General features: G+C 60.6%; 19 protein-coding genes. 7 read left to right on the plus strand and 12 right to left on the minus strand.

The window, feature by feature from the left end; translation table 11 throughout:
• Nucleotides 1-95 precede the first annotated feature (95 nt).
• Nucleotides 96-410, minus strand: coding sequence for a glutaredoxin family protein (locus DES49_RS12960; protein ID WP_424955239.1), 315 nt, complete (start codon nt 408-410; stop codon nt 96-98).
• Here DES49_RS12960 and rdgC point away from each other — a divergent pair.
• Nucleotides 409-1335, plus strand: a complete 927-nt coding sequence (gene rdgC / locus DES49_RS12965; protein WP_133736846.1) for a recombination-associated protein RdgC — start codon at nt 409-411, stop codon at nt 1333-1335. The two genes, DES49_RS12960 and rdgC, sit on opposite strands and share 2 nt — an antisense overlap.
• On the opposite strand, the gene DES49_RS12970 is transcribed toward rdgC, so the two are convergent.
• From DES49_RS12970 to DES49_RS12985, 4 genes are all read right to left on the minus strand, one after another.
• Entirely contained in the window at nt 1325-2077 is a 753-nt protein-coding gene (locus tag DES49_RS12970) for a YciK family oxidoreductase (protein WP_133736875.1), read from the minus strand. The two genes, rdgC and DES49_RS12970, sit on opposite strands and share 11 nt — an antisense overlap.
• A gap of 305 nt (nt 2078-2382) precedes the next feature.
• Entirely contained in the window at nt 2383-3039 is a 657-nt protein-coding gene (locus tag DES49_RS12975; protein ID WP_133736847.1) for an HAD-IA family hydrolase, read from the minus strand.
• On the minus strand, nt 3039-3773 hold the full coding sequence (ubiG, locus tag DES49_RS12980; protein WP_133736848.1) for a bifunctional 2-polyprenyl-6-hydroxyphenol methylase/3-demethylubiquinol 3-O-methyltransferase UbiG: 735 nt from the start codon (nt 3771-3773) through the stop codon (nt 3039-3041). Before ubiG ends, DES49_RS12975 begins: the two co-directional genes overlap by 1 nt.
• 13 nt (nt 3774-3786) lie before the next feature.
• Entirely contained in the window at nt 3787-5121 is a 1335-nt protein-coding gene (locus tag DES49_RS12985) for a TRZ/ATZ family hydrolase (protein ID WP_133736849.1), read from the minus strand.
• A gap of 254 nt (nt 5122-5375) precedes the next feature.
• Here DES49_RS12985 and mtnA point away from each other — a divergent pair, with 254 nt between their 5' ends.
• Nucleotides 5376-6422: an S-methyl-5-thioribose-1-phosphate isomerase gene (gene mtnA / locus DES49_RS12990; protein ID WP_133736850.1), complete on the plus strand. Its 1047-nt coding sequence runs from the start codon at nt 5376-5378 to the stop codon at nt 6420-6422.
• Here the strand turns inward: mtnA and DES49_RS12995 are convergent.
• The 5 genes from DES49_RS12995 to DES49_RS13015 form a co-directional block, all read right to left on the minus strand.
• Complete coding sequence (locus DES49_RS12995; RefSeq protein ID WP_208297043.1) at nt 6411-7412, minus strand: helix-turn-helix transcriptional regulator; 1002 nt, start codon at nt 7410-7412, stop codon at nt 6411-6413. The two genes, mtnA and DES49_RS12995, sit on opposite strands and share 12 nt — an antisense overlap.
• 18 nt (nt 7413-7430) lie before the next feature.
• Nucleotides 7431-9578, minus strand: coding sequence for a carboxy terminal-processing peptidase (locus tag DES49_RS13000; RefSeq protein WP_243865045.1), 2148 nt, complete (start codon nt 9576-9578; stop codon nt 7431-7433).
• Nucleotides 9579-9735: 157 nt separating this feature from the next.
• Nucleotides 9736-11886 (minus strand): 3-hydroxyacyl-CoA dehydrogenase NAD-binding domain-containing protein, encoded by a 2151-nt coding sequence (locus tag DES49_RS13005; protein ID WP_133736851.1) that lies wholly within the window; start codon nt 11884-11886, stop codon nt 9736-9738.
• 17 nt (nt 11887-11903) lie between these two features.
• A complete protein-coding gene (locus DES49_RS13010) occupies nt 11904-13112 on the minus strand; it encodes an acetyl-CoA C-acetyltransferase (protein WP_133736852.1) in 1209 nt (402 codons plus the stop codon).
• A 240-nt stretch (nt 13113-13352) separates the two neighbouring features.
• Nucleotides 13353-15824: a DUF349 domain-containing protein gene (locus DES49_RS13015; RefSeq protein WP_133736853.1), complete on the minus strand. Its 2472-nt coding sequence runs from the start codon at nt 15822-15824 to the stop codon at nt 13353-13355.
• Between the two features lie 161 nt (nt 15825-15985).
• Here DES49_RS13015 and DES49_RS13020 point away from each other — a divergent pair, with 161 nt between their 5' ends.
• A complete protein-coding gene (locus DES49_RS13020) occupies nt 15986-16453 on the plus strand; it encodes a regulatory protein RecX (protein WP_133736854.1) in 468 nt (155 codons plus the stop codon).
• A gap of 4 nt (nt 16454-16457) precedes the next feature.
• Here the strand turns inward: DES49_RS13020 and mltF are convergent, their stop codons facing one another.
• Nucleotides 16458-17945, minus strand: a complete 1488-nt coding sequence (gene mltF, locus DES49_RS13025) for a membrane-bound lytic murein transglycosylase MltF (RefSeq protein ID WP_133736855.1) — start codon at nt 17943-17945, stop codon at nt 16458-16460.
• 229 nt (nt 17946-18174) lie between these two features.
• Between mltF and purL the strand changes: the two genes are divergently transcribed.
• Nucleotides 18175-22077 carry a phosphoribosylformylglycinamidine synthase gene (purL, locus tag DES49_RS13030; protein ID WP_133736856.1) on the plus strand — a complete coding sequence of 1301 codons (3903 nt, stop codon included), beginning with the start codon at nt 18175-18177 and terminating at the stop codon, nt 22075-22077.
• Nucleotides 22078-22378: 301 nt separating this feature from the next.
• Entirely contained in the window at nt 22379-22690 is a 312-nt protein-coding gene (locus tag DES49_RS13035) for a YqfO family protein (protein WP_133736857.1), read from the plus strand.
• On the opposite strand, the gene DES49_RS13040 is transcribed toward DES49_RS13035, so the two are convergent.
• Entirely contained in the window at nt 22687-23244 is a 558-nt protein-coding gene (locus DES49_RS13040) for an NUDIX hydrolase (protein ID WP_133736858.1), read from the minus strand. The genes DES49_RS13035 and DES49_RS13040 overlap by 4 nt on opposite strands.
• Before the next feature lie 175 nt (nt 23245-23419).
• Here DES49_RS13040 and DES49_RS13045 point away from each other — a divergent pair, with 175 nt between their 5' ends.
• Nucleotides 23420-24004, plus strand: coding sequence for an NUDIX hydrolase (locus DES49_RS13045; protein WP_133736859.1), 585 nt, complete (start codon nt 23420-23422; stop codon nt 24002-24004).
• Nucleotides 24005-24061: 57 nt separating this feature from the next.
• Complete coding sequence (locus tag DES49_RS13050) at nt 24062-24607, plus strand: gamma carbonic anhydrase family protein (RefSeq protein ID WP_133736860.1); 546 nt, start codon at nt 24062-24064, stop codon at nt 24605-24607.
• The last annotated feature ends 227 nt before the right edge of the window (nt 24608-24834 follow it).

Below are 24834 nucleotides of genomic sequence, written 5' to 3' on the forward strand. Positions count from 1 at the left end.
TCGCCACGAGTACGTCCCTGTAGGCTGCCCTACGCCATCCATGGCTCCGGAGCTTCCCGGGAAGCGTCACCTCGCTCCCTGCCCCATATCTTGTGCTAGTGGTTGCCCAGGAAGTTGATGACATCCTTCTGGGTGAAGGGCCAGTTCAGTTCTTTGCCCTGGGGTTCCATTCTCAGTACGGGGATTCGCTCTCCGTATTGTTCCACCAGTGTTTCGGATTCCGCGATATCCACGACTTCCACCGGGATGGGGGTGTCTATTGGGGTTTCGACCAGGACCTGTTCGGCCTGTTTGCAGAGTTCGCACTGGTCGGTGACGTAAAAATAGAGGGTGGTGCCTGTGGACATGATGCTTTGTTCCCCCGGATAATCCCCGCCTTCATCAATCAACACGCAGGGATTTGTGTGCATGTGGTTTCGTAACGCTCGTCTTTATCGTATCACCAAAGCCTTCGATTGGTCTGCGGAGGCTCTTGAGGAGGCGCTCGCAGCGCGCGCTTTCAAGCCCTGTGCGCCCCAGGACAGTGAGCGCATTGGCTGGGTGCCGCCCCTGGGGCGGGAGGATCAGCAGCTGGTGTTCACTTCGGGGAATTACCATCTGGTCTGTCTGCGTCGCGAGGAGAAGGTGCTGCCGGCGGCCGTGATCAAGGAGACGGTGGATGAGCGCGTCGAGCACATGGAGGAGGAGCAGGGCCGGCCCCTGCGTCGCAAGGAGAAGAATGAGATCAAGGATCAGGTGACGCTGGAGTTGCTGCCGAAGGCGTTTACGCGTTCGCGGTTCATCTACGCCTACCTGGCACCGGAGGAATCGTTGATTGTGGTGGATTCGGCGAGTTCCAATGCGGCCGAGATGCTGCTGTCCGAGCTGCGCGAGACCCTGGGCTCACTCCCTGTGCGGCCGCCGGCTGTGCAGCAGTCACCGGCTTTCATCATGACGCAGTGGCTGCGGGGCGAGGTGGAACCGCCGGCCTCGCTGCAGCCCGGTAATGAGTGCGAGCTCCGTGATGACAGCGAGGAGGGTGGTGTGATCCGCATCCGTGGGCTGGACCTTGGCGGTGACGAGGTTCGTGGCCACCTGGACAACGGCATGAGCGTGACCCGCCTGGCACTGAACTGGGAGGACAACCTGGAAATGGTGCTCGACGATGAGCTCACCATCCGCCGCCTGAAGTTCGGCGACGGTCTCAAGGACCGGCTGGACGATGAGGGGGGCGAGGACAGGGCGGCCCGGTTTGATACCGCCTTCACCCTGATGACCCTCGAATTCGCCCGCCTGGTTCCAGCCCTGCTGGACGCCTTCGGCGGGGAAGACACCTCGGCCCTGGTCAGCGCTTGACCTGGGCGTCGAACTTCTCGCCGGTGATCCCTCTGGAATCCGGGCCCATCAGGTACAGGTAGGTCCCCATAATGGCCTCCGGCTTCGGATTCCGCCCCGGATCCTCCGCCGGGTAGGCCATGTGCCGCATATAGGTGCGCGTGGCCCCCGGATTCAGGCTGTTCACCCGTGCATTGTTACGCTTGTCGTCCATCTCATCCGCCAGCGTCTCCATCAGCCCCTCGGTGGCAAACTTCGACACCGCATAGGCCCCCCAGTGCGCACGCCCCTTGCGGCCAACGCTTGATGACGTGAAGATCACACTGCTGTCCTGGGAAGCTCTCAGAAGTGGAATCATCGCCTGGGTCAGCAGAAACTCCGCCGTAAGATTCACCTGCATCACCTTGTTCCAGGTCTCCGGATCATAATGCTCCAGCGGCGTCAGATCCCCCAGGATACCCGCGTTGTGCAGCAGTCCATCCAGCCGCCCGAAATCCTCCTCAATCCGCTCCGCCACCGTCGCATAATCCGCCGCCGTGGCCCCCTGCAGATCCAGCGGCAGAATCACCGCCTCCGGATACCCCGCGGATTCAATCTCGTCGTACACCTTCTCAAGCTTCTTGATCGTCTTCCCAAGCAGGATCACCGTGGCCCCATGCGCCGCATAGCTCATGGCAGCCGTTTTCCCAATCCCGTCACCGGCCCCCGTGACCATGATCAAACGCCCTTCCAGCAGGTTGGATGCAGGCTCGTAGTTCTCAATCGTTCTAGCGCTCATCAAAGCTCCGTTAACTCTCAAATGTTATTTACGAATGGACTGGAATTTCTTTGCGGACCGCATACTCAAAGGTCTGAAGAGGGGAGTGGGGGCTGCTTTCCGGGAAGCTCCGGAGCCATGGGTCAGGCCGACAGGCCTGACGGGTTGCCACGGATGGCAACCCAGGACCGGCACGCGGAGCAGGACTGCGCAGCGTGACGGGCGGAGGGCAGCCTACAGGGACGTATTTGTTGGCGGTTCCCGGAAAGCAGTCCCCACTCCCCTCCACCCCCAATGCCAACAGCAATCATCTACCCCCGAAGAAGAGGCAAAAACTCAGACCCATGATCAATCAGGTGATGCGCCCCCCAATCCTCAATCGGATCATGCTCCCCAACATACCCATACCGAACCGCAACGGTCGTCATCCCAGCCGCCAACCCGGCCTCAATATCCCGCCGATGATCCCCCGCATAAAGACAGCGCCCCGGCTCAGCACCCACAGCCTCAGCCGCGAGGAACAGGCACTCCGGATCCGGCTTCGTCCGCGATACATCATCCGGACACACCACCACCCCACAGCGCTTATCCAGCCCCAGCGCCTCAAGCAGCAGGGTGGTATAGAACCGCGGCTTATTGGTCACAATCCCCCAGGGCAGGCCATTGGCCTCAAGCCACGCCAGCGTCTCCTCCATCCCCGGGAAAAGCTCGGTCCGAACGGCAATGTGGGTCTCATAAAGATCCAGCAACCCACCCCGCCGCGCCCCGTAATCCTCGTCCTCCGGGGTCAGGTCAAACCCCAGCTTCACCAGCCCACGTGCGCCGTCAGACACCACCGACCGGATAACCGGTTCCGGCAGTGGTGACAGGTCATACTGCGCCCGCTGCTGGTTCAGGCACCAGATAAAGTCCGGCGCCGTATCCAGGAGGGTTCCGTCCAGATCGAAAAAAACAGCTTCCTGGGGCATCAGGATGCAGACTCCTCGGGTTTCTCGGCGTGCATCAGGTAGTTTACGTCAATATCCCGGCCCAGCTTGTAGGTGCCCGTGACGGGATTGTAGGTCATGCCTGTGGTGTCCCGGGTTTCCAGGTCTGCGGCCCTGAAGAAGCGGTCCATCTCCGAGGGGCGGATAAAGCGCTTCCACTCATGGGTGCCCTTGGGCAGGAGCTGCAGCACGTATTCCGCGCCCATGATGGCGAAGAGCCAGGACTTGGCATTGCGGTTGATGGTGGAGACCACCAGGTGTCCACCGGGACGCAGCAGGCGAGCACAGGCGGCAACAGTGGCGCCGGGCTCCGGGACGTGTTCGAGCATTTCCAGGCAGGTGATCCGGTCAAAGCTGCCCGGCTGCTCCGTGGCCAGTTCCTCCACGGACTGTTGCCGGTAGTCCACCTCGACCCCCGACTCGAGCGCATGGAGCTTGGCAACCTCGATGGCCTCGGCGCTGAGGTCAATGCCCGTCACGTGCGCGCCCCGGCGTGCCATTGCCTCACTCAGGATGCCGCCGCCGCAGCCCACATCCAGCACCTTCTGATCCTGAAGCGAGCCGGTGCGTTCCTCGATGTAGCCCAGGCGCAGCGGGTTGATCTCATGCAGGGGCTTGCATTCGCCTTCCGGATCCCACCAGCGGCTCGCCATGGCATCGAACTTGGCGATCTCGCTGGAATCCACATTGCCACGCGTGCTGGTGGTGTCGGTCATGGTTGCTTCCCGTTCAGTGTTGGTCGGCTTCGTTGATGGCGATCTGCCATCGTTGAACGCGTTCGCGCAGCCCGTGCAGGTCCATGCGCTGGAGTTCGCCCTGGATCAGCCGTGGTTCGCCGGCAACCCAGCTGTGGGTCACCTGGCGCCCGTTGGTGTTGTAGACCAGGTGTGGGACCGGGTCGTAGACCGGCTGCGCCAGGATATCGCCCAGGTCCACGGCAATGATGTCCGCCTGCTTGCCGGGTTCCAGGCTGCCGACACGGTCGTCGATACCCATGGCGCATGCACCGTTGATGGTCGCCATACGCAGGATATCAATGGCTTTCGCCGCGCCGGCGTCCATGCTGGAGAGCTTGCCGAGGAGGGCGGCGCTCTGCATCTCCCCGAACATATCCAGGTTATTATTGCTGGCGGCACCGTCGGTTCCAAGGGCGACGTTGACGCCTGCATCCATGAGCATCTGGATGGGGCAGGCACCGCTGGCCAGTTTCATGTTGGCCTCCGGGCAGTGCAGGACGTGGGCGCCGGTTTCCTTCAGCAGGTTCAGGTCGTGCTCGTCCACCTGGGTCATGTGCACGCACTGGGTCCGTGGCGACATCAGTCCCAGCTCTGCAAGCCGGCGGGTCGGACGCAGGCCATGGTTCTGGATGCTGTCCTGCACCTCGCCGGCGGTTTCGTGAAGGTGGATCTGGATGGGCAGGTCGACCTGCTCGGCCAGGGTGGCGGTCCGCTTCAAGGGTTCGTCGGAGTTCGTGTAGGGCGCGTGGGGACCGAAGGCAATGGTTACCAGGTTGCTGTTGCGAACCCGGTCGTGCAGGGCAAGCCCCTTCTGGAAGTAGTCTTCCGGGCCGCTGCCCCAGTTGGTGGGAAAATCCAGTACGGGAAAACAGGCCTGGACCCGGATACCATGGTTCTGGGCGGTTTCGGCCACGGTCTCCGGGAAGAAGTACATGTCGCTGAAGCAGGTGGTGCCGGTGCGAAGCATTTCGGCGATGGCGAGCTGGGTGCCGTCGCTTACGAATTCCTCGTCCACGAAGCGCCCTTCGGCGGGCCAGATGTGGTCCTCGAGCCATTCCATCAGGGGCAGGTCGTTGCCCAGGCCGCGCAGCAGTGTCATGGCGGCGTGGCCATGGGCGTTGATGAGTCCGGGCATCAGGAGCTGGTTGCCGAGGTCCAGGGTTTCCTGGGCCTGGTATTTCTGCCTGGCGGTTTCTGTTGGGCAGATGTCGGTGATCCGGTTGCTGGTGATGGCGATGCTGTGGTTGTCGAGTACCGTGCCATCGTTGGTCATGGGGAGGACCCAGCGGGCGGAAATCAGTTTGTCGACGGCGGCTGTTTCGCTCATGCTGGTGGTTTCCTGGTGCTCTGGTTTGTGGTTGGCGCATTATAACGGAAGCCTTGGGGTTAGCGCACGGCGGCGACTTCTCTATGGGTAATTTTTACGAGCTTGAGCCCTTGGAGGAGCACTTCCCGGGAATCGCCACAAGTACGTCCCTGTAGGCTGCCCTCCGCCATCCATGGCTCCGGAGCTTCCCGGGAAGTGCTCCTCCAAGGGCTCATTCAACATTGCGATGTCGCTTAAGGTTAGAGGAAGTTTGTATGTCGGAGCAGGTGGTTCCCGTTATATGGCGGGGGGATTGTCTTGAGGTTCTGGATCAGCGGCGTTTGCCGGGGGAGGAGGTTTGGCATTCGTATCGGGATTCAGTGGGTGTATTCGAGGCGATTGCTTCCATGCAGGTTCGGGGGGCACCGGCTATTGGGATTTCGGCGGCTTATGGTGTGGTGCTCGCCGCTTTTGCAGCGCGGGATGAGGTTGACTGGCGGATTGCGATTGAACGGGCCATTGATGAACTTGCCGAGTCGCGGCCGACGGCGGTGAATCTGTTCTGGGCGTTGAGGCGGATGCAGGGGTGTCTGGAGGGTATTGGGTCCGGTTCCGAGGCCTGCGCGGTGTTGGAAAGGGAAGCGATTCGGATCCATGAAGAAGACGCGGCGGCGAATCGGCGGATGGGGGAGTTGGGCGCGGATGTGATTCAGGAGGGGAGTGACGGGCCTGTTGAGGTTCTGACTCACTGTAATACGGGGGCGCTGGCCACTGGGGGGCACGGGACGGCCCTGGGGGTGGTGCGTACGCTCCATGAGCGGGGTGCGTTGTCCATGGTGCATATGGACGAGACGCGGCCCTGGTTGCAGGGGAGTCGACTGACGGCCTGGGAGTGTATGCGGGAGGGGATTCGCTGTTCCCTGAATGTGGACAGTGCTGCGGCAACTTTGTTGGCCAGTGGGCGTGTGCGTTGGGTGATCGTTGGGGCTGATCGGATTGTGGCGAACGGGGACGTGGCCAACAAGATCGGGACGCTGAACCTGGCGATTCTGGCTCGGCACTTTGGGGCCGGGGTGATGGTTGTTGCGCCTGCTTCCACCCTGGATCGAGAGACGCCTGACGGCAGTGGCATCGTGATTGAGCAGCGTGACGGGAATGAGTTACGCCGCGTTGGGGAGCGGGATATTGCTCCAGCTGGAGTGGCGGCGTTCAATCCGGTCTTCGATGTGACGCCGGCGGCACTGATTGACGTGATTGTTACGGAGCAGGGCGTTGTCCGTAACCCCGCGCGGCATACGAATCCACTGGCGTCACTGGTCTGAGCCGCTCTCTCTGTCTGAAGTGCCTTTGTTCGAGCTGTTCTTGCTCGAGCCGCCCTTGCTGGAACTGGATTTGCGCTTGGGCTTACTGTTCCGGCTCGCCCGGTTGTTCTGGTCCGCGTCCTGATCCTTATTCTGGTTCTTGTGGCGGCGTTCGCGCTTGGGGGTTACTGGTTGGCGCCCCTCGCGGATGGCGGCATCCTGTTCAGCTTCCAGTTCATCCAGCGCCTGGTTGAGGTAGCCTTCCTGCTCGGCGACGAAGTGCAGGGACATTTCAAATGACTTGCGTGTGAACTCCAGTACGCGCTGGAATCCTTCATCCGACAGGTCCCTGGCTTCGTCGTGTCCGCGATAGATGTTGATGAACTGGCGTTCGCGCTCAAAGTGCAGCGGCAGCCGGCCAACGCCCCAGTCATTAAGTACCCGCCAGGTTTCGGGGCTGTAGGTTCGGGTGTACTTGAGGATGAATGGAACCGGATCATTGCGCGCCAGGACCGCTGCGAGACGGAGGATAAGCTCAAAGGAGAGGGTGGCGGTGCCGTCCTCGACGGCTTCGATCAGTTTCTTGTCCCGAATATTCAGGGCTTCGGCAAGATCATTGACCGTGAGCCCCGCCACCTCGCGCAGGTCCCGCAGGGATTCGCCGGCCGCCAGCATCATCCGCAACTGGTCCTGGCTGCCCATGATCTTCTTGCCGACCTTCAGGGACGTACCCGTGGTGCGCCGTGCCAGTTTGTAGGCGGAACCGGTGTAGCCCGCGAGACGATCAAGCAGGGAGGGCTCGTCCTCATCATCCGCATCATCCGCGTCACGGGAAGATTTATGGCGCTGGTGGCTGCTGTGCTCCTCTGAAGAGGGCTCGGAGTCGTCGTCCTCGAGTCCTTCCTGCTCCTCGTCTTCGATCTGCTGGAATTTCTCCAGGGATTCCAGCGTATGCAGGGAATCCTTCAGCAGTGTTTCCAGCGCTTCAGACTTCTCGTCATCAGTTGCCATAACCGGGGTGGCTCCCTGTCATTTATCCCATTCGCCTGCAACCGTTTCGCTTTCCGCCCCATCATGGTAGATGGACGCAAAGGCGGCGTTCAGATTCAGCAGGTCGGCCAGGACCTGGCCGCTTTCCCGTACAACAAAATCAGGGCCATCTTCGGCCAGGTCGCTACGCCGCCCCTTGGCTGCACGGGACTCCGCATCTTTCTGGTAGGCCTGCCAGGAGTCGAAGGTCTCCTTATCCTGGAGTTCACGGCGCTCGTTAACGAGGGCCAGCTGCTTGTTCCTGAACTGCTCAAGGTTTTTCTGGCGTTTATCGGCATTGAGGCTGACGTGGGTTCTGTCCCGGCGCTCTTCCAGCAGGGCCATCTCCTTCTTCTGGAGCTGGTACTCCTTGACGGCATTGAACCGCTCTGTATGCGTGTCGCTCAGCTTCTGCAGGACGCTGTCAAAATTGAAGTAGGTCATATGATCAACCGGATCGATCTCGTCCCACTCCAGGGCGCCGTCCAGTGCGCTTTCGGCGACACGGTCCCGATGGATCCGGTCCGCGATTTCAAGGTCGGGGACCACGCCCCGGTTCTGGGTGCTTGCTCCGGATATGCGATAGAACTTGGACTGGGTGATCTTGAGATGGCCGTGGTTCAGCGGCCGAACTGCCTGGACGGTGCCCTTGCCGAAGGTCTGTGACCCCATGATCAGGGCGCGGTCGTAGTCCTGCATGGCCCCGGCAAATATTTCTGAAGCAGAGGCACTCAGGTTGTTCACCAGCACGATGATGGGGCCGTCCCAGGCGACGCCGTTCTCCTCGTCCTCAAAGACCTGCACGGAGCCGTCGGGCCCCCGCACCTGGACTGTCGGTCCGCTTTCAACAAAGAGTCCGACAAGCTGGTTGGCTTCGGTGAGTGCGCCGCCGCCATTGTCCCTGAGGTCGATGACCAGACCATCCATGCCGTCCTTCTTGAGCCCTTCAATCAGCTCCCGGACATCGCGGGTGGTGCTCTTGTAGTTTTTCTTGCCTTCGCGTGCCGCCTTGAGATCGGCGTAGAAGGTGGGGATATCGATGACCCCGACATCCCAGGGTTGTTCGTCACGCTTCATCTCCAGCATGTCGCTCTGGGCCGACTGTTCCTCCAGCTTGACCTCATCGCGCACGATGCTGATGGTATCGGTGTTCATGTCGTTGGCGGTGCCTGCCGGGATGATTTCCAGGCGCACGGTAGAACCCTTGGGCCCGCGTATCAGGTCCACAACTTCATCAAGACGCCAGCCGATGACGTTGGTGATGCGTTCATCCTCCTGGCCGACCCCAACAATGCGGTCCGCCGCGCCAAGACTTCCCTCATCGGACGCGGGACCGCCAGGAACAATGCGCGACACCTTGGTGTAGCCGTCCTCAGACTGCAGCACGGCACCAATGCCTTCCAGGGACAGGCTCATGTTGATATCGAAATTCTCGGAGTTGCGCGGAGACAGATACTGGGTGTGCGGGTCCCAGAGGCTGGTGAACGCATTCATCCAGTACTGGAAGGCGTCCTCGCTGCGTGGCTTGTAGGTCCTGTCCAGCTGGCTCTCATAACGTTGTGTCAGCGTTTCCTTAATGGCTTCGTCCGGTTGGCCGTCGAGGCGCATGCTCAGCACGGCATTGCGGATACGGTTGCGCCAGATCTGGTCGAGTGCAGCCTTGTCCTTTGCCCAGTCGGCTTCACCGCGGTCAATCCGATACTCGTCATCGCCGTCGAAATCCAGCTTGTCGATGCCGTTTTCGATCAGCGAGAGCGCATGCTCGAGTCGTTCGATGGTGCGCTTCTGGTAACGGTTATAGATCTTGAAGGCTGGCTCAAGGCGACCGGATGTCAGTGAGCGTTTCAGTGAATCACGATACTCGTTGAATTCCTCGATATCCTGCCGGGTGAAATACAGGCGCTGGCTGTCCAGCTGATCGAGATAGGCGTCCAGGGTATTGGAAGCCAGTTCATCGTCGATATCCTGGTCTTTGAAATGACCGAACTGCAGTTGACGGGCGATCAGGATGTTGGCACGCGACTGATCGGACGTCGGCTCGACTGCATCATAGGTTCTTTCGGTATCAGTACTGGCCTGGGCGGAAAGGGCCATGACAACCAGCAGTACCGGAAGGACGGAATGGGGAAAAAGATGACGAATACGCAAGGTTGAATAGGCTCCTGACTCAGGAAATCGGATACAAGATAACAGTCTCTCTCCTGGGAATTGTAGGGTAGGGAAGTCACCGGGGCTAGCCCCCCGAACAATTGTGAACAAATCGACAGGCCCCGACGCATGTCGGGGCCTGTCCATCCCGGATTGATCAGGCGAACGCTTCCTCGGCCCGGGCTTTTTCACGCAGCAGCTTCGGAGGCTCGAATCGGCTGCCATAGGACGCGGCAAGCTCATCCGCGCGCTCGGTGAACGCCTGCAGGCCGTACTGGTTGATGTACTGCAGGGCGCCGCCGCTCCAGGCGGCAAAGCCGATGCCGAAGATGGAGCCGATGTTGGCATCGCGCACCTCCATCAGCACGTTCTCCTCCAGGCAGCGCACGGTCTCGATGGCCTGGATGAACAGCAGCCGCTCCTTGAGCAGGGTCAGATCCGCGTTGCGGGCCTTGTCCTGGTCCACATACAGGTTTTCCAGCTCCGGCCAGAGGTACTTTTTTCCGTTCTGGGGATACTCGTAGAAGCCGGCGCCGGCGGCCTTGCCGGTGCGTTCATGCTTGCTGACCATGGCATCCACCACGGCCTCGGCCGGGTGCGGGTCCCAGGTGCCGCCGGCGGCCTCCGTGTCCTTCTTCGACTGGTCCCGGATATGGGTCATCAGTGAGAGGCTCACCTCATCACAGATGGCCAGCGGCCCCACGGGCATGCCTGCCAGCACCCCGGCATTCTCGATGGACGCCGGGTGGAAACCCTCGCCAAGCAGGCTCACGCCTTCGTTCACGAAGGTACCGAAGACCCGCGAGGTAAAGAAACCACGGCTGTCGTTGACCACGATCGGCGTCTTGCTGATCTGCATGACGTAATCGAAGGCCTTCGCCAGGGTCTCGTCGTCGGTCTGTTCGCCCTTGATGATCTCCACCAACGGCATCTTGTCCACCGGGGAGAAGAAGTGCAGGCCGATGAACTTCTCCGGGTTGGCGGAGGCCTTCGCGAGCTGGGTGATGGGAATGGTCGAGGTATTGGAGGCGAAGATGCCATTGTCGGCCAGGTGCGGCTCCGCTTCCTGGGTGACCTTGGCTTTCAGGTCGCTGTCCTCGAAAACCGCCTCGATGATCAGATCGCAGCCGGCCAGGTCATCCGCGCTGCCGGTGGCCTTGATGCGGTCGAGCACCTTCTGCTTGCCGGCTTCATCCAGCTTGCCCCGTGAGACCTTTTTGGCAAGGAGCTTGTCCGAATAGGCCTTGCCCTTTTCGGCATTCTCGTTGGAGACGTCCTTCAGCACCACCTCGATGCCCCGGTTTGCGCTGACGTAGGCGATGCCCGCGCCCATCATGCCGGCGCCAAGGATGCCCACCTTCTTCACCTTCGACTTCTCTGGCGCATCCGGGCGGCTGCCGCCTGCCTTGATGGCGTTCAGGCCAAACCAGAAGGTATTGATCATGTTCTTGGCCACCTGGCTGCAGGTGATCTCGGTGAAGTAGCGGGCCTCGATTCGGTCTGCGGTGTCCACGTCCACACTGGCGCCTTCCACGGCCGCGGCCATGATGCGCTCGGGGGCCGGGTAGCAGCCCTTGGTCTTGTCCTTGAGCATGGCCGGGGCAATGGCCAGTCGTTGGGCCATGGCCGGATGGTTGGGGCCACCTCCGGGGATCTTGAAGCCTTTCTGGTCCCAGGGCTGCTTGCTCTCGGGGTTGGCCTTGATCCACTCGCGGGCCTTCTGCAGGAGCTCTTCCTGCGAGGAGGCCAGCTCATCGACCATGCCTTCCTTCAGGGCGGTCTGCGGGTCGATCTGCTTGCCTTCCATCAGGTAGGGGAAGGCCTTCTCAAGCCCCAGAAGCCGGGGCAGGCGCACGCAGGCACCGCCGCCGGGCAGCAGGCCCAGGGTGACTTCCGGCAGGCCGATCTTGATGCTGGCATCATCGAGTACGATCCGCCGGTGGCTGGCCAGGCAGAGCTCGTAACCGCCGCCCAGGGCCGTGCCGTTCATGGCCGCGACCACCGGCTTGCCCAGGGTCTCCAGCTTCCGCATCTGCCCCTTGAGCGACAGGATGGTGTTGAAGAATTCCCCGGCGTTCTCGTTGGTTACGCTAACCAGTTCCTTCAGGTCGCCGCCGGCGAAGAAGGTGTCCTTGGCGGAGGTGATGATGATGCCGCTGATTGTCTCCGCGTCGCCCTCAACCTTCTGCACGGTCTCGGTGAGCGCCTCGCGGAAGGCCGCGTTCATGGTGTTGGCGGACTGCCCCGGCATGTCGATGGTCAGGGTCAGGATGCCGTCGTTGTCGATCTCGTATTGGATTGCCGTCATGGTGTTCTTCCTGCCCTTCAAACCCGTTCAATAATGGTGGCGATGCCCATGCCGCCGCCGACGCAGAGCGTGGCGAGGCCGAAGCGCTGGTCCCGGCGTTCAAGCTCATCGAGCAGGGTGCCCAGGATCATGCAGCCCGTGGCGCCCAGCGGATGGCCCATGGCGATAGCGCCGCCGTTGACGTTCACTTTCTCGTCCGGGACGTTGAGTTCGCGCTGGAAGCGCATGACCACGGCCGCGAAGGCCTCGTTCACCTCGAAAAGATCGATCTGATCCGGAGTCATTCCGGCCTTGTCCAAAGCCTTGCGCGAGGCCGGCGCCGGGCCGGTGAGCATGATAGTGGGGTCGGTGCTGGTCACCGCCGTGGCCACGATGCGTGCCCGCGGCTTCAGCCCCAGCTTCTTGCCCATGGCCTCACCACCGATGAGCATGGCCGTGGCGCCGTCCACAATGCCGGAGGAGTTGCCCGGCGTGTGGACGTGGTTGATCTTCTCCACGTAGTGGTACCGCTCACGCGCCACCCCATCAAAGCCCATCTCACCCATCTGCTGGAACGAAGGCTTGAGCTGGCCGAGGGCCTCGGCGGTGGTCCCGGGCCGCACATGCTGGTCCCGGTCCAGAATCACCAGCCCGTTCTTGTCCTTAACCGGCACCACGGACTTGCTGAAATATCCCTTCTCCCAGGCCTCGGCGGCCTTTCGCTGGGATTCGGCTGCGAAACTGTCAACATCATGGCGGGAAAAGCCCTCAATGGTCGCAATCAGGTCCGCGCCAATGCCCTGGGGCATAAAGCCAGTGTGCAGGTTCGTCTCCGGATCCGTCGCCCAGGCGCCACCATCAGACCCCATCGGAACGCGGGACATGGACTCCACGCCCCCGGCAACAACCAGATCCTCAAACCCGGAACGCACCTTCATGGCGGCCAGATTGACGGCTTCCAGTCCCGAAGCACAGAAGCGATTAAGCTGGACACCCGCCACACGCTCATCCCAGTCCACAGCCAGGGCAGCGGTCTTGGCAATATCCGCCCCCTGTTCGCCAATGGGCGTCACACAGCCCATGACAATGTCATCAACCAGGCTGGTATCGAGGCTGGTGCGTTGCTGCAGGGCGGTCAGCGTCTGGCCAAGCAGGGTGACCGGCTTGACTTCGTGCAGCGCGCCATCGGCCTTACCCCGCCCTCGGGGCGTCCTAACGGCGTCGTAGATGTAGGCTTCTTCAGTCATGCGGGAATCTCGCCTTTGGATGATCGGTTCCGAATGTTTGGGAGTTAAGGGGCGGGACTGCTTTCAGGGAAGCTCCGGAGCCATGGATGGCGGAGGGCAGCGTACAGGGACGTATTTACAGCGATTCCCTGAAAGCAGTCCCGCCCCTTAACTTTGCACGATGCAACGGATTGCACCATAGCGAGGCTGCCGAATGGGGGTAATGGCGTGATCCGCCAAAACAATTGGCGGATGCGCTCATCAATGGGTGCTCTGATAGAACCAGTGCTTCAGCGCCTCACGCAACCGCTCATAATGCCGCGCCTCAATTCCGCCATTCGGATCAAGCTCACACCAGGTCGCCAGAAGCCCCTCAATCTCATCCCACTGCGACTCCGCGCTCTGATCCCCCTTGATCCCCTCATTGAGCCGGTTAACCTGCAGTGCCATGCGCTGGGCCTGGTCCTCCGGCGGCGTCGCCGCACCCGTCGCAATCTCAACACGGATGCACAGGGCCCGCCCCTGATCCGCCACCTCCGTTTCCTGGGTCATGGTCTCCGGGGACTCGGCCAGCGCCCCGAAACTCCCGGGTGGGACGGCTTCGTCTTTCTCGTGCGCATTCAACGCATCCAGCCACTGCTCATAGCGCTGGCTGCGAATCACCTCCTGCCGCCGTGAATCAAGATGATCCAGAGCCTTGTGGAAACGGTCCCGCAGGGCATTGACCCGGTCCCTGGGGAGTTCCAGAGCACTGAACGCTTCCTGAATTCCCCGGATTTCCCCGTCATCCACGCTCTCAGGAGACAGCGCCTCCAGTTGCCGGATCAGCCGGTCTGCCTCTTCCGCTGCTGCGTTCCTGGATTGCTGTTCGGCCTCCCGCTCTTCACTGAGACGGGCGAAGATCCGGTCGCAGGCCGCGCGGAATGCCTTCCAGAGCTTGCGGTCTTCGCTGTGATGGGTGATGCCGATGGCTTCCCATTCCTTCTGCAGCGCCTTCGCGCCCTCCGTGGCTTCGCGGAGAGGTTCGTGGTCAATGAAGGCTTCAGCGCGCGCCACGATATCCTGCTTGAGGGCTTCGTTTCGTTCCCGTTCCTGATCAAGTCCTGCGTTAAGGGTCTTGATCAGGCGGTCAAACTGTTTCTGCAGGGGGCGATTGGCACGGAAGTCAACTGGCTTGGCGTCACTCCATTCACGCCGCGCCGTGCGCTGGATGCGGTCTACCGCCTTGTAGTCACAGCTTGACCAATCCAGGTTGTCCACGAACTCCTGGAGCTGTTCCACGATGTGTTCGCGCTTGGCCAGGTTGGCACTCTTGAGACGGTTCTTCTCGGCGAAATACTCATGGCAGGGTTCATAGGCTCGGTCTGTGGCCTCCTTGAACCGTTGCCAGAGCTCCTGGTCCGGGGTGCCTCCAAGGTCGTGCCAGTTGTGCTGGAGTTCGCGGATGTGTTCCGCCTTGGTCTCCGGCTCCATGGGCTGGTCGGCCAGGTATTCCATCTGCTCGCACAGGGTTTCCAGCTTGGGCCTGGCGGCAAAACCGAGCCAGTCACGCAATTCCTGAAGTTGCCGCCCGAGTCGCGTTATCCGCGCCTGGTGCTGACGTGCCTGGCGCCCCGGCAATTGATCCTGGAGCTTCTGGGCATGGCGGAAATGCTGGCGCGAAGGCTTGAGCTGGTGCTGCTCAAGTGTTGCTTCAAGCTGGTCCAGGGTTGTCCTGAGTTCTTCTTCCCTGGCCTGGGACGCCTTGTTATCACCATCCTGGTCTGTCTGTTTACTTTTGCTTTCCGGCATGGCCCGGGGGGTCGCCACCCGCCGTTCGGCCTGTACGAGTGGGGGTGGGCCAGGGAAGTTGGTCGGCCAGTTGATCCAGGTCACCAGCTCCTGTAATGCGGCCTCGTCATCGTTCGCCAGGGCAAGGTTCAACGCCTCCTCGTGTTTCTGCCATTCCGCGAGGGCGTTCTGGTAGTGCTGGATCTCGCTGATACGCTCATGGTAAGTCGCAGCGAGCTTCTCATCCGGCTCAAGGTCCGTTGTTGCCTGTTCCCAGCGCGTGATCTGGGTTTTGGTCATGGCATCCAGGGAGGAAAGGCTGGCACCTTCTTCCGGGTAACCGGCGCGCAGCTGGGTTAGCGTGGCTTCCAGGGTGTCTATCGTGGCTTGCTGCTCGTCCCGCTGGTGCTGCAGTCTGGTAACCTCGGCCTCTTCCCGTACCAGTGATTCAGCCCGCTGCCGGCTTGTCGTCATGACCGCATGAAAGCGGCCTGCCTGGTCCTCGGATGCATCGGTGCGTACCGCCTCCCAGCGACTGGCCAGCGCGTCCATGCGCGCCTGATAAAGCTTGGTATCCTGAGTCCGGGAGTGCGCCTCGGTGTCTGCAATGACCCGCTCGATCTCCGCCTGGCGCTGCCTTGCTTTCTCCTCTGTCTCCTGGAAATGCCGAAGCTTCTGGCGCGCTGCCTGGAAGGCGCCCTTGTCCCGGCCTTTAAGGGCCCTGGCAATGCGCCCGAGGCTCTCAATGTCATCAATCCGATCAATCGCCTCGCGGCGCTGACCCGCAGTAACACCGTGGATGGCGAGCTCTTCCAGCTCCCCTGTGGTTGTGGCATTTCTGACGGCGTCCGGATCCGGCTCTACACGCTCTTTGGGAGGCTCCTTCGCCGCTGCCTGCGTGGCGGCCTCGTTGCTGGTGGACGGGCGTTTGGGTTTGAAAAAATCCTTGAGAAAACCGGCCATTATCCTGATTCCTGTGCGCCGTGGATGATGCAGCGCTGCGAAGCGCTGAATACGGGCTCGCGGGGAGCCCGGAGTACAACTGACTCTGGTCGTTGAAGTGGTTAAACTAGCATAGAGCCTGTGGGCTCGCACACGGGGTAATCTCGATTGAGCGGAGGCTGATGGATACTGGCGATAACGACCTTGAAAACCGTGCCCTGCGTCTTCTGGCACGACGTGAACACAGCCGCCTGGAACTGTGGCATAAGCTGTATCGCCGGGCCGAGGATGACGCCCAGTTGGCGCGGGTTCTGGAGCAGCTGGAAGCCGCCGGCTGGCTCGATGATGGCCGGTTTGCGGAGGTGTATGCCCGGCAACGGCGGGAAGCGGGATATGGGCCGGTCAGGATACGCGCGGAGCTTGAGCAGCGGGGCGTGACGGAAGTGCCCGAGGCATTGTCCTCTGTCTCCGAGGAAGAGTGGCAGCAGGCTGCGACACGGCAGCGCTTTCGCCGCTTCGGGGATGATGCCAGCGCCCTGTCGTGGAAGGAGATGGGGCGCCAGGGTCGATTCCTTGCTCAGAGGGGTTTCAGCCGGGGTCAGATTGAGGCCGCGCTGGCGGCGAGCTTTGATGACTGCTGTGAACCCTAGGGTCCTACAGGATGGGCGGGGCTTGGTGGAACCCGGAAGGCTCGCTGCTCTTCGCCTCGCTTTGGGCGGTTTCCGCTTCGTTCACTCCGATCGGCTCGAGATCGTCGGCCAGTGGCGAATCCTGGGTGCTGGCTACTTCGGTTGATTGCGGCTGCTTCGGGAACATCCATTTCAGGACATCGTAATAGCGCCTGATATTCTGGGTATAGATGACAGGCTCGTAACCGCGCGCGTAGCCGTGTCTTGTATGTTTGTAGTATTTGCGTTGCGCCAGACGGGGCAGAAACTCCTTCACGTGCATCCACTTGTCCGGATCCTTGCCCGCCTCTTCGGTGAGACGCCGGGCGTCCAGGACATGACCCAGACCCACGTTATAGGAGGCGAGGGCGAACCAGCTCCGGTCCGGCTCGGTGATGGAGTCGGGGACGCGCCTCTGAAGCTGGGTGATGTACTTGGCACCGCCCCAGATGCTGGATTTCGGATCCACGCGGTCTTCAACGCCCAGATAGGCCGCCGTGTTGCGCGTCAGCATCATCAGCCCGCGCACGCCGGTGGGTGATACCGCACCCGGGCGCCAGTGGGATTCCTGGTAGCCAATTGCCGCGAGCAGTCGCCAGTCCGTGTTGTAGGCGTTGGCGGCTGCGATGAAGGTATCGCGATAGGTCGGCAGCCGATTCTCCAGATGCTTGGTAAAGGTTTGCGCACCCACATAATCCAGTCGGTCAAGGTGCCCATAATAGCGTTCTTCAAGTTGCGCCAGCCCGCCGTTATTGCGGATCCGGTAGAAGAAATCGCGGGCCTCGCGCATCAGGGAATTGTCGTCGGAGTCCGGAAACAGCCAGGCCACGGGCTGCGGTGCATCCAGCGCAAACGCCTCGCGGATTTTGGGGAAAAAGACTTTGTTCATGGAAAGCTCGTTACTTCCGATGATCGCAATGTCCAGCTCCCCCTGGTTAACCCGCCTCAGAAGTTCAGTCGGCTCCGTGTCGGCCCTCGCTCGCCACTCGAGTTCCGGGAACTCGGCTTTTATATCTTCAAGCAGCTGTTCATTGGGGCCCCCTTTGCGCACGAGAATGGAGCGTCCGACAAGGTCACCGATGCGCCGCGGTCGGGGAGCGTCTGCGTTGTAGACAATAATGGGCCGGGTTCGGGCGTAGACGGGGCCATGGCGATACTGACGTTTCAGTTCCGCGGTCAGTCCCAGACCCGCAGCCGCGAAGTGGGTATGGTTCTCGTCAAGACGTCGGAAGAGTTCGGGGAGGTTATCAACGACCTCAACGCGCAGCTCAACACCCAGGTAGTCCGCAAAGCGCTTGGCCAGGGAGTACTCAAAACCCGCGGCGTCGCCGTTCTCCTCGTAATAGACCGTGGATGCAGGATGGGTGACAACGTGGAGCACCTTCTCCTGTTGAATGCGGTCAATCGTGTCCGGCTGGGTACAGGCGGTCAGGACCAGCATCATCATCAGCGGTAGCGCACTTTTTGGGAGCATACTGCGAATCACTCTGTTCCCGACTCCAATAATAGGGGAGGACTCAAGCCTCTCCCTGACCGCGTTGGCCGTCACCGTTATTATACGCGAAAAAGCGCATCTGGATTGGTGTGCCAGTCACATCCTGAATCTGTTTCGCCCCTCTGTATCCCGGGTCCGGATTTGAGTATGATACGCGCTCCGCAACCCGACCCACTTCCCGGCCCGAAACTGTGAGGCAGAATCGCTCATGCTGGAACTTCGCGGCGCACCCGCTTTATCCGCTTTTCGCAGAGACCGTCTGATCCAGCGCATCCAGCAGGATTTTCCCTGTATTGAATCCCTCTATGCTGAGTTCATGCACTTTGTCGATGTGCCTGTTGAGATGGATGAGGCCTCGGTCGATGTACTGAATCGTCTGCTGAACTACGGGCCCCGGGTTCCTGTTGAGCCGGCGGGTGGTGTCCTGTTTCTGGTTGTGCCCAGGCCGGGAACCATCTCACCCTGGTCGAGCAAGGCAACCGATATACTGCACAACTGCGGCCTCGGCCAGGTACGTCGTATCGAGCGTGGTATTGCCTATTACCTGCGTTCGACGCGCAAGCTTGAGCTGAGGGAAAGGGAGTCGCTGGCGGCCCTGCTCCACGACCGGATGACAGAGCGTGTTTTTCATGAAATGGCGGGCGCGGAGCTGTTGTTCGACGAGCAGGAACCGCGGCCACTGCAGAGCGTACCGGTCCAGCAGGAGGGGCGTTCCGCCCTGGAGGCGGCAAACGGTGAATTAGGGCTGGCGCTTGCACCGGATGAAATCGATTACCTTGCGGATGCTTTTGCCGGTTTGGGGCGGGACCCCACGGATGTTGAACTGATGATGTTCGCGCAGGCCAATTCCGAGCACTGTCGCCACAAGATCTTCAATGCCTCCTGGGAGATTGATGGCCGGGAACAGTCCCGGTCCCTGTTCGATATGATCCGCAACACCAACGACGTTGGTGGTCAGGGCGTACTGTCCGCTTACCGGGATAATGCCGCTGTGTTCGAGGGAAGTCGCGGCGGGCGCTTCTACCCGAACCCGTCATCTCAGCGCTATCGCTATCAGGATGAGGACATCCATGTGCTTATCAAGGTGGAAACCCATAACCACCCAACCGCCATTTCACCGCACGCTGGCGCGGCAACGGGCTCCGGCGGGGAGATCCGGGATGAGGGGGCGACAGGCCTTGGCGGCAAGCCCAAGGCGGGGTTGACTGGGTTCAGTGTCTCAAATCTGCGTATTCCGGGGTTTGAGCAGCCCTGGGAAAAAGAATACGGGAAGCCAGCCCGCATCGCGTCGCCTTTCGAGGTCATGCTTGATGCGCCGATTGGTGGCGCCGCTTTCAATAATGAGTTCGGGCGGCCGAACCTGGCGGGTTACTTCAGGACCTTCGAACAACAGGTGCCCGGGGTCAACGGAAGTGAGGTCAGGGGGTACCACAAGCCGATCATGATTGCCGGGGGAATGGGCAACATTCGCGGGGATCATGTGGATAAAGGCGGCATTGCACCCGGGTCCCGACTGATTGTTCTGGGTGGACCGGCAATGCTGATCGGACTTGGCGGTGGCGCGGCATCCTCCATGGATTCCGGTGCCAGTGCCGAAGATCTTGATTTCGCCTCTGTCCAGCGTGATAACCCGGAAATGCAGCGTCGCTGCCAGGAAGTCATTGACCGGTGCTGGCAGATGGGCACGGCCAACCCCATTGCCTTTATCCATGACGTGGGCGCGGGCGGGCTCTCCAATGCACTGCCGGAACTGGTAAAGGACGGCGGCTGCGGGGGGCGGTTTGAGCTGCGGGATATTCCCAATGCGGAGCCCGGCATGTCACCGCTGGAAATCTGGTGCAATGAATCCCAGGAGCGTTACGTGCTGGCGGTCGGTGCGGAGGATCTGGATCGGTTCGACGCCATCTGTCGCCGGGAACGCTGCCCCTACGCCGTGGTGGGGGATGCTGAAGAGGAGCCCAGACTGGCAGTGCATGATGCCTACTTTGACAATGCGGCTGTCGATCTCCCCATGCAGGTACTGTTCGGTAAGCCACCGCGAATGCATCGCGACGTCAAGCGCGCAACCTTTACCAAGCCTGTGTTCAACAGTACCCGCATTGATCCCGAGAACGCCATCGAACGCGTGCTCCGGCTGCCCTCGGTGGCCTCGAAGAAGTTTCTGATCACCATTGGTGACCGTTCCATCACCGGTCAGGTGGCTCGGGATCAGATGGTAGGGCCCTGGCAGGTACCTGTTTCCGATGTTGCCGTGACCACAGCAAGCTTCAAGGGCTATGCCGGTGAGGCAATGGCGATGGGTGAGCGCGCGCCCGTTGCCTGCATCAATGCAAGGGCCTCCGGCCGGTTGGCGGTGGCTGAGGCGGTGACCAATCTGGCGGCCGCGCCCATTGCGGACACCGGGCAGATCCGGCTGTCCGCCAACTGGATGGCTGCCGCCGGGCATCCCGGCGAGGACGAGAATCTCTACGAGACCGTCCATGCCGTCGGCATGGAGCTGTGTCCGAAACTCGGAATCAGCATCCCGGTGGGCAAGGATTCCCTGTCCATGAAAACAGTCTGGGAAGAGCGGGGTGAGTCCCGCAGCGTCACATCGCCGCTGTCGCTGATCATCAGCGGTTTTGCGCCGGTGGAAGACGCAAGACGGACCCTGACTCCGGAACTGCGCAGTGACTGCGGGGATACCGAGTTGATCATGGTGGACCTGGGCGATGGTCGCAATCGGCTGGGTGGGTCCGCGCTGGCGCAGGTCTATGGTGAGATGGGTGCCGTTGCTCCGGACGTCGAAAACCCCGAGCAGTTGAAAGCTTTCTTCGATGCCATCCAGTCACTGAACCGCCAGGGGCTCCTGCTCGCCTACCATGATCGCTCGGATGGAGGGCTTTTTGTGACTCTGGCCGAAATGGCCTTTGCCGGTCGCACTGGCCTGTCAGTCACGCTGGACAGCCTCCTGGAGGACTCGTCGCACCTGGTTCGGGAGCTCTTCAACGAAGAACTCGGTGCCGTTATCCAGGTTGCGAGCGGGAATGTGCAGGCGGTGCTCGACGTCATGGAATCCGCCGGCCTGGCGGGCAATATCGCCCGGATCGGAACCCTTGCCGATAATCAACGCCTTCAGTTCCTGTATGCCAATGAGGTGGTGATTGATCGGGGCAGGGCGGAGCTTGAGCAGCTCTGGAGTGAAACCAGTTATAGAATGCAGGCGCTCAGGGACAACGCGGACTGTGCCAGTGAAGAGTTCGAGGCGCTGACTGATGACCAGGATCCCGGGCTGCACGCCAGCCTTACGTTTGATCCGGTTGAAGATGTCGCCGCACCCTATATCAACACCGGTGCCAGACCCAGTGTTGCGGTGCTTCGAGAGCAGGGGGTCAATGGTCAGACGGAGATGGCGGCGGCTTTTGACCGGGCCGGGTTTGAGAGCGTTGATGTGCACATGAGCGATATCCTGTCTGGCCGTATCGCCCTGGATGAGTATAAGGCGCTGGTTGCCTGCGGCGGATTTTCCTTCGGGGATGTCCTGGGCGCAGGCGGCGGCTGGGCAAAATCCATCCTCTTTAACCGGCGTGCCCGCGACCAGTTTGAGGCATTCTTCCATCGGCCCGATACCCTGGCGCTTGGCGTCTGCAACGGTTGCCAGATGTTATCAACCCTGCGCCAGCTGATTCCGGGCACCGAGCAATGGCCCCATTTCGTGCGCAACCGCTCGGAGCAATTCGAGGCACGCACGGTCATGGTGGACGTGCCGGAATCCCAGTCTCCTTTCTTCGCATCCATGGCCGGTTCGCGGATGCCCATTGCCGTTGCCCACGGCGAGGGGCTGACGGAATTCCGTAATGAAGGGGATGGCGCGGCCCTGATGGATTCGGGGCAGGTGGCACTTCGCTACGTGGACCATTATGGCAGGCCGACCGAGCGCTACCCGTTCAATCCCAACGGGTCCGCCGGGGGCGTTACCGGCGTCTGCTCCAGCGATGGTCGGGTCACCATTATGATGCCACACCCCGAACGGGTGTTCCGGAGCGTTCAGAATTCCTGGCATCCTGAAAGTTGGGGAGAAGACGGAGCCTGGCTCAGATTGTTCCAGAATGCCCGTAAATGGCTTGATTAAATGCTTGACAGTTTTGTGTTATTCACATTCCGTTATAAAGAATGGCGTGATTGATACCATTTCTTACTGTAAGTGATGAATCTTTGCTCAAAGCTTTAACTCATTGAAAATAAAGTTTAAAAAATAAGCGGTGAAAAACTCATCAAACTGAGGTTGGCCCTGTCCTGATGCGGGTTCACGGCTTCTTCCCATAAACTATTCACAAAGTTATCCACAGATTCTGTGCGTAACTTTTGCAGGGCCGTGAATGCCGGGATTTATGGAGAAAAAGGGCAAGCCAGAGCAGGACGGAGGTGAGGAAATGTTCAAAATCTGTTTCTTTGTACCCGAGGATTATCTGGAAAAGACCAAGTCAGCAATCTTTGGTGCCGGCGGCGGCCGCATTGGCGATTACGACAGCTGCGCATGGCAGACGAAGGGGGAAGGGCAGTTCCGCCCCCTTGAAGGCAGCCAGCCTTTTCTGGGGACCCGTGGCGAGATTGAGAAGGTGCCTGAATACCGGGTTGAGCTGGTCTGTGAGGATCCGTTGATCGATGGTGTTATCCGGGCCCTGAAGCAGGCGCACCCCTATGAGGAGCCTGCTTACGAGGTCTATCGGATGGAGGACTACTAGCGGTTGGCCCCGGGTTTCAGCGGCTGGCGTATGTCGTCCACCGTCACCTCGAAGCGCTGATTGTTGGCGCGGTCCTGAAAGTACCGCGTCAGTGTTTCGGAAACGGTGGGGAACGCCAGCTCTTTCCAGGGAATCTCGCTCTCCCGGAACAGGGCGGTTTCCAGTGATTCCTCCCCAGCTCCGAATTCCTCGTTGATCATTCGGGCCCGGAAGTACATGTGGACCTGGTCGATGTGCGGTACGTTCAGCACCGTATAGAGGCCTTCCAGCTCCACGTGCACGCAGGCCTCCTCCAGGGTTTCGCGCAGAGCGGCTTCGGTGGTGGTTTCCGTGTTCTCCATGAACCCCGCCGGTAGCGTCCAGAACCCGTAACGTGGCTCTATGGCCCGCCTGCAGAGCAGGACGCGGTCCTCCCGCACCGGGATGGTGCCCGCAACGATTCTCGGATTGCTGTAGTGGATGGTTCCGCAACTGGAACAGATGTGCCGCTGACGGTCGTCGCCCTCGGGGATGCGGAACTCCACGGATGAGCCGCAACTGCTGCAATAATGCATTACTGGTCCTCGTTATGCTCGTTCGGCCGATCATTCAAGTCTAACGCAGACACGGCCATAACTCTCCCGCCATGATACGCTTGCCTGCCACCGCTGGTTGTGGTCATGATGCGGATTTGTGTGGGCAGAATAGCCCAGCTTCCCGCGTTCCTGTTAACCGGAGTGGAAATGCCCAGTGCTTGATGACCTTCGTGCGCGCTTTCATCGATACCAGCCCCGACAGCTTGGTCTGGATTATCCGCAGGCGGGCGTTCTGGTGCCCATAACGTGTGGCGGCGGGGAACCGGAGATTGTCCTGACCCGTCGTGCCGCCAGGGGTGGCCCTCACAGTGGCCAGGTTGCCTTCCCCGGGGGGATGCGCTCCCCCGAGGATTCGGACCTCGTGGCGACGGCATTACGTGAAACCCGGGAAGAGGTGGGGCTCGGTTCCGAGGGTGTTGAGATCATCGGCGGGCTCAGCGAGGTCGTGTCCCTTCACGGGATCCTGGTCACTCCCTATGTCGGACTGGTTCCGGAACGTTTCCCTTATGTGCCCGAACCCGGCGAAGTGGAGAGCATCTTCCAGGTGCCGGTAAGCTGGTTCCTTGAGGACCGCCGGGCCCGTACGGACGAAATCAGCTTTCATGACTGGCGCCTGCATGTGCCCTGTTACCGGTGGCAGGAATATGACATCTGGGGCCTGTCCGCGATTATTCTTGTGGAATGCCTGAATGCCGCCTTTGATGCTGGAATTGATATTACCCGTCCGCCACGCGGATGAACCAATGGCGGCGGGCGAGCTTTTACTCAACGACAATAATGAAGAGGAATGCTGGAAATGATCTACCAACTGGGGGACCGTCAGACGGAATTACGTGGAAGCGGCCATTTCATTGCCGCCAACGCCACCGTAATCGGTAGCGTGGTTCTGGATGACCGTGCCAGCGTCTGGTTCAATGCCGTGATCCGTGGTGACAATGACTGGATTACCGTGGGGCCGGAGAGCAACGTACAGGATGGGGCGGTCCTGCATACCGATCCGGGCATTCCGCTTACCATGGGGCGTGGCGTGACAGTCGGTCACCAGGCCATGCTTCACGGCTGCGATGTGGGGGATTACAGTCTGATAGGGATCAACGCCGTTGTGCTCAATGGCGCTCACATCGGTAAGTACTGCCTCATCGGAGCCAATGCCCTGGTTCCGGAAGGTATGGAGATACCGGATGGCTCCCTCGTGCTGGGCTCGCCAGCGACGATCAAGCGCACTCTGAGCGACGATCAGCAGAAGTATCTAGCCTATGCAGCGCAGCATTATGTGGATAACGCGGAACGCTATAATCGTGAGCTGAAAGCGGTCCACGAGGGCGATGTCGGCGCCGGGTAAAAGGAAATTCCCAGGTTTCCCCGTAAAGCTGGTTGACGCAGAATGTGGCGGGTGTAGAATGCGCATTCTCTTGAGGCAACGCCCCGCCGGAAACGGCAAAACGGGTGGCTTTTGGGGATTGACAGATCGCTGAATTGCTTTAGAATTTGCGGTCCTAAATCAGCGGCTTAACGCGGCTGAGGTTCTTTAACAATTGGGTCAGATTATTTGTGTGGGCGCTGGCTGAG

Source organism: Halospina denitrificans, from assembly GCF_004364635.1.
Classification (GTDB): Bacteria; Pseudomonadota; Gammaproteobacteria; order Pseudomonadales; family Oleiphilaceae; genus Halospina; species Halospina denitrificans.

Bases quoted from the DNA above. Each gene is read 5' to 3' on its own strand.
- DES49_RS13020 (WP_133736854.1), top strand. From the start codon at position 15,986: ATGGATACTGGCGATAACGACCTTGAAAACCGTGCCCTGCGTCTTCTG.
- DES49_RS12960 (WP_424955239.1), bottom strand. From the start codon at position 410: ATGCACACAAATCCCTGCGTGTTGATTGATGAAGGCGGGGATTATCCG.
- DES49_RS13040 (WP_133736858.1), bottom strand. From the start codon at position 23,244: ATGCATTATTGCAGCAGTTGCGGCTCATCCGTGGAGTTCCGCATCCCC.
- DES49_RS13005 (WP_133736851.1), bottom strand. From the start codon at position 11,886: ATGACGGCAATCCAATACGAGATCGACAACGACGGCATCCTGACCCTG.
- DES49_RS12975 (WP_133736847.1), bottom strand. From the start codon at position 3,039: ATGCCCCAGGAAGCTGTTTTTTTCGATCTGGACGGAACCCTCCTGGAT.
- purL (WP_133736856.1), top strand. From the start codon at position 18,175: ATGCTGGAACTTCGCGGCGCACCCGCTTTATCCGCTTTTCGCAGAGAC.
- mltF (WP_133736855.1), bottom strand. From the start codon at position 17,945: ATGCTCCCAAAAAGTGCGCTACCGCTGATGATGATGCTGGTCCTGACC.
- DES49_RS13035 (WP_133736857.1), top strand. From the start codon at position 22,379: ATGTTCAAAATCTGTTTCTTTGTACCCGAGGATTATCTGGAAAAGACC.
- mtnA (WP_133736850.1), top strand. From the start codon at position 5,376: ATGTCGGAGCAGGTGGTTCCCGTTATATGGCGGGGGGATTGTCTTGAG.
- DES49_RS13015 (WP_133736853.1), bottom strand. From the start codon at position 15,824: ATGGCCGGTTTTCTCAAGGATTTTTTCAAACCCAAACGCCCGTCCACC.
- DES49_RS13010 (WP_133736852.1), bottom strand. From the start codon at position 13,112: ATGACTGAAGAAGCCTACATCTACGACGCCGTTAGGACGCCCCGAGGG.
- DES49_RS12985 (WP_133736849.1), bottom strand. From the start codon at position 5,121: ATGAGCGAAACAGCCGCCGTCGACAAACTGATTTCCGCCCGCTGGGTC.
- rdgC (WP_133736846.1), top strand. From the start codon at position 409: ATGTGGTTTCGTAACGCTCGTCTTTATCGTATCACCAAAGCCTTCGAT.
- DES49_RS13050 (WP_133736860.1), top strand. From the start codon at position 24,062: ATGATCTACCAACTGGGGGACCGTCAGACGGAATTACGTGGAAGCGGC.
- DES49_RS12995 (WP_208297043.1), bottom strand. From the start codon at position 7,412: ATGGCAACTGATGACGAGAAGTCTGAAGCGCTGGAAACACTGCTGAAG.
- ubiG (WP_133736848.1), bottom strand. From the start codon at position 3,773: ATGACCGACACCACCAGCACGCGTGGCAATGTGGATTCCAGCGAGATC.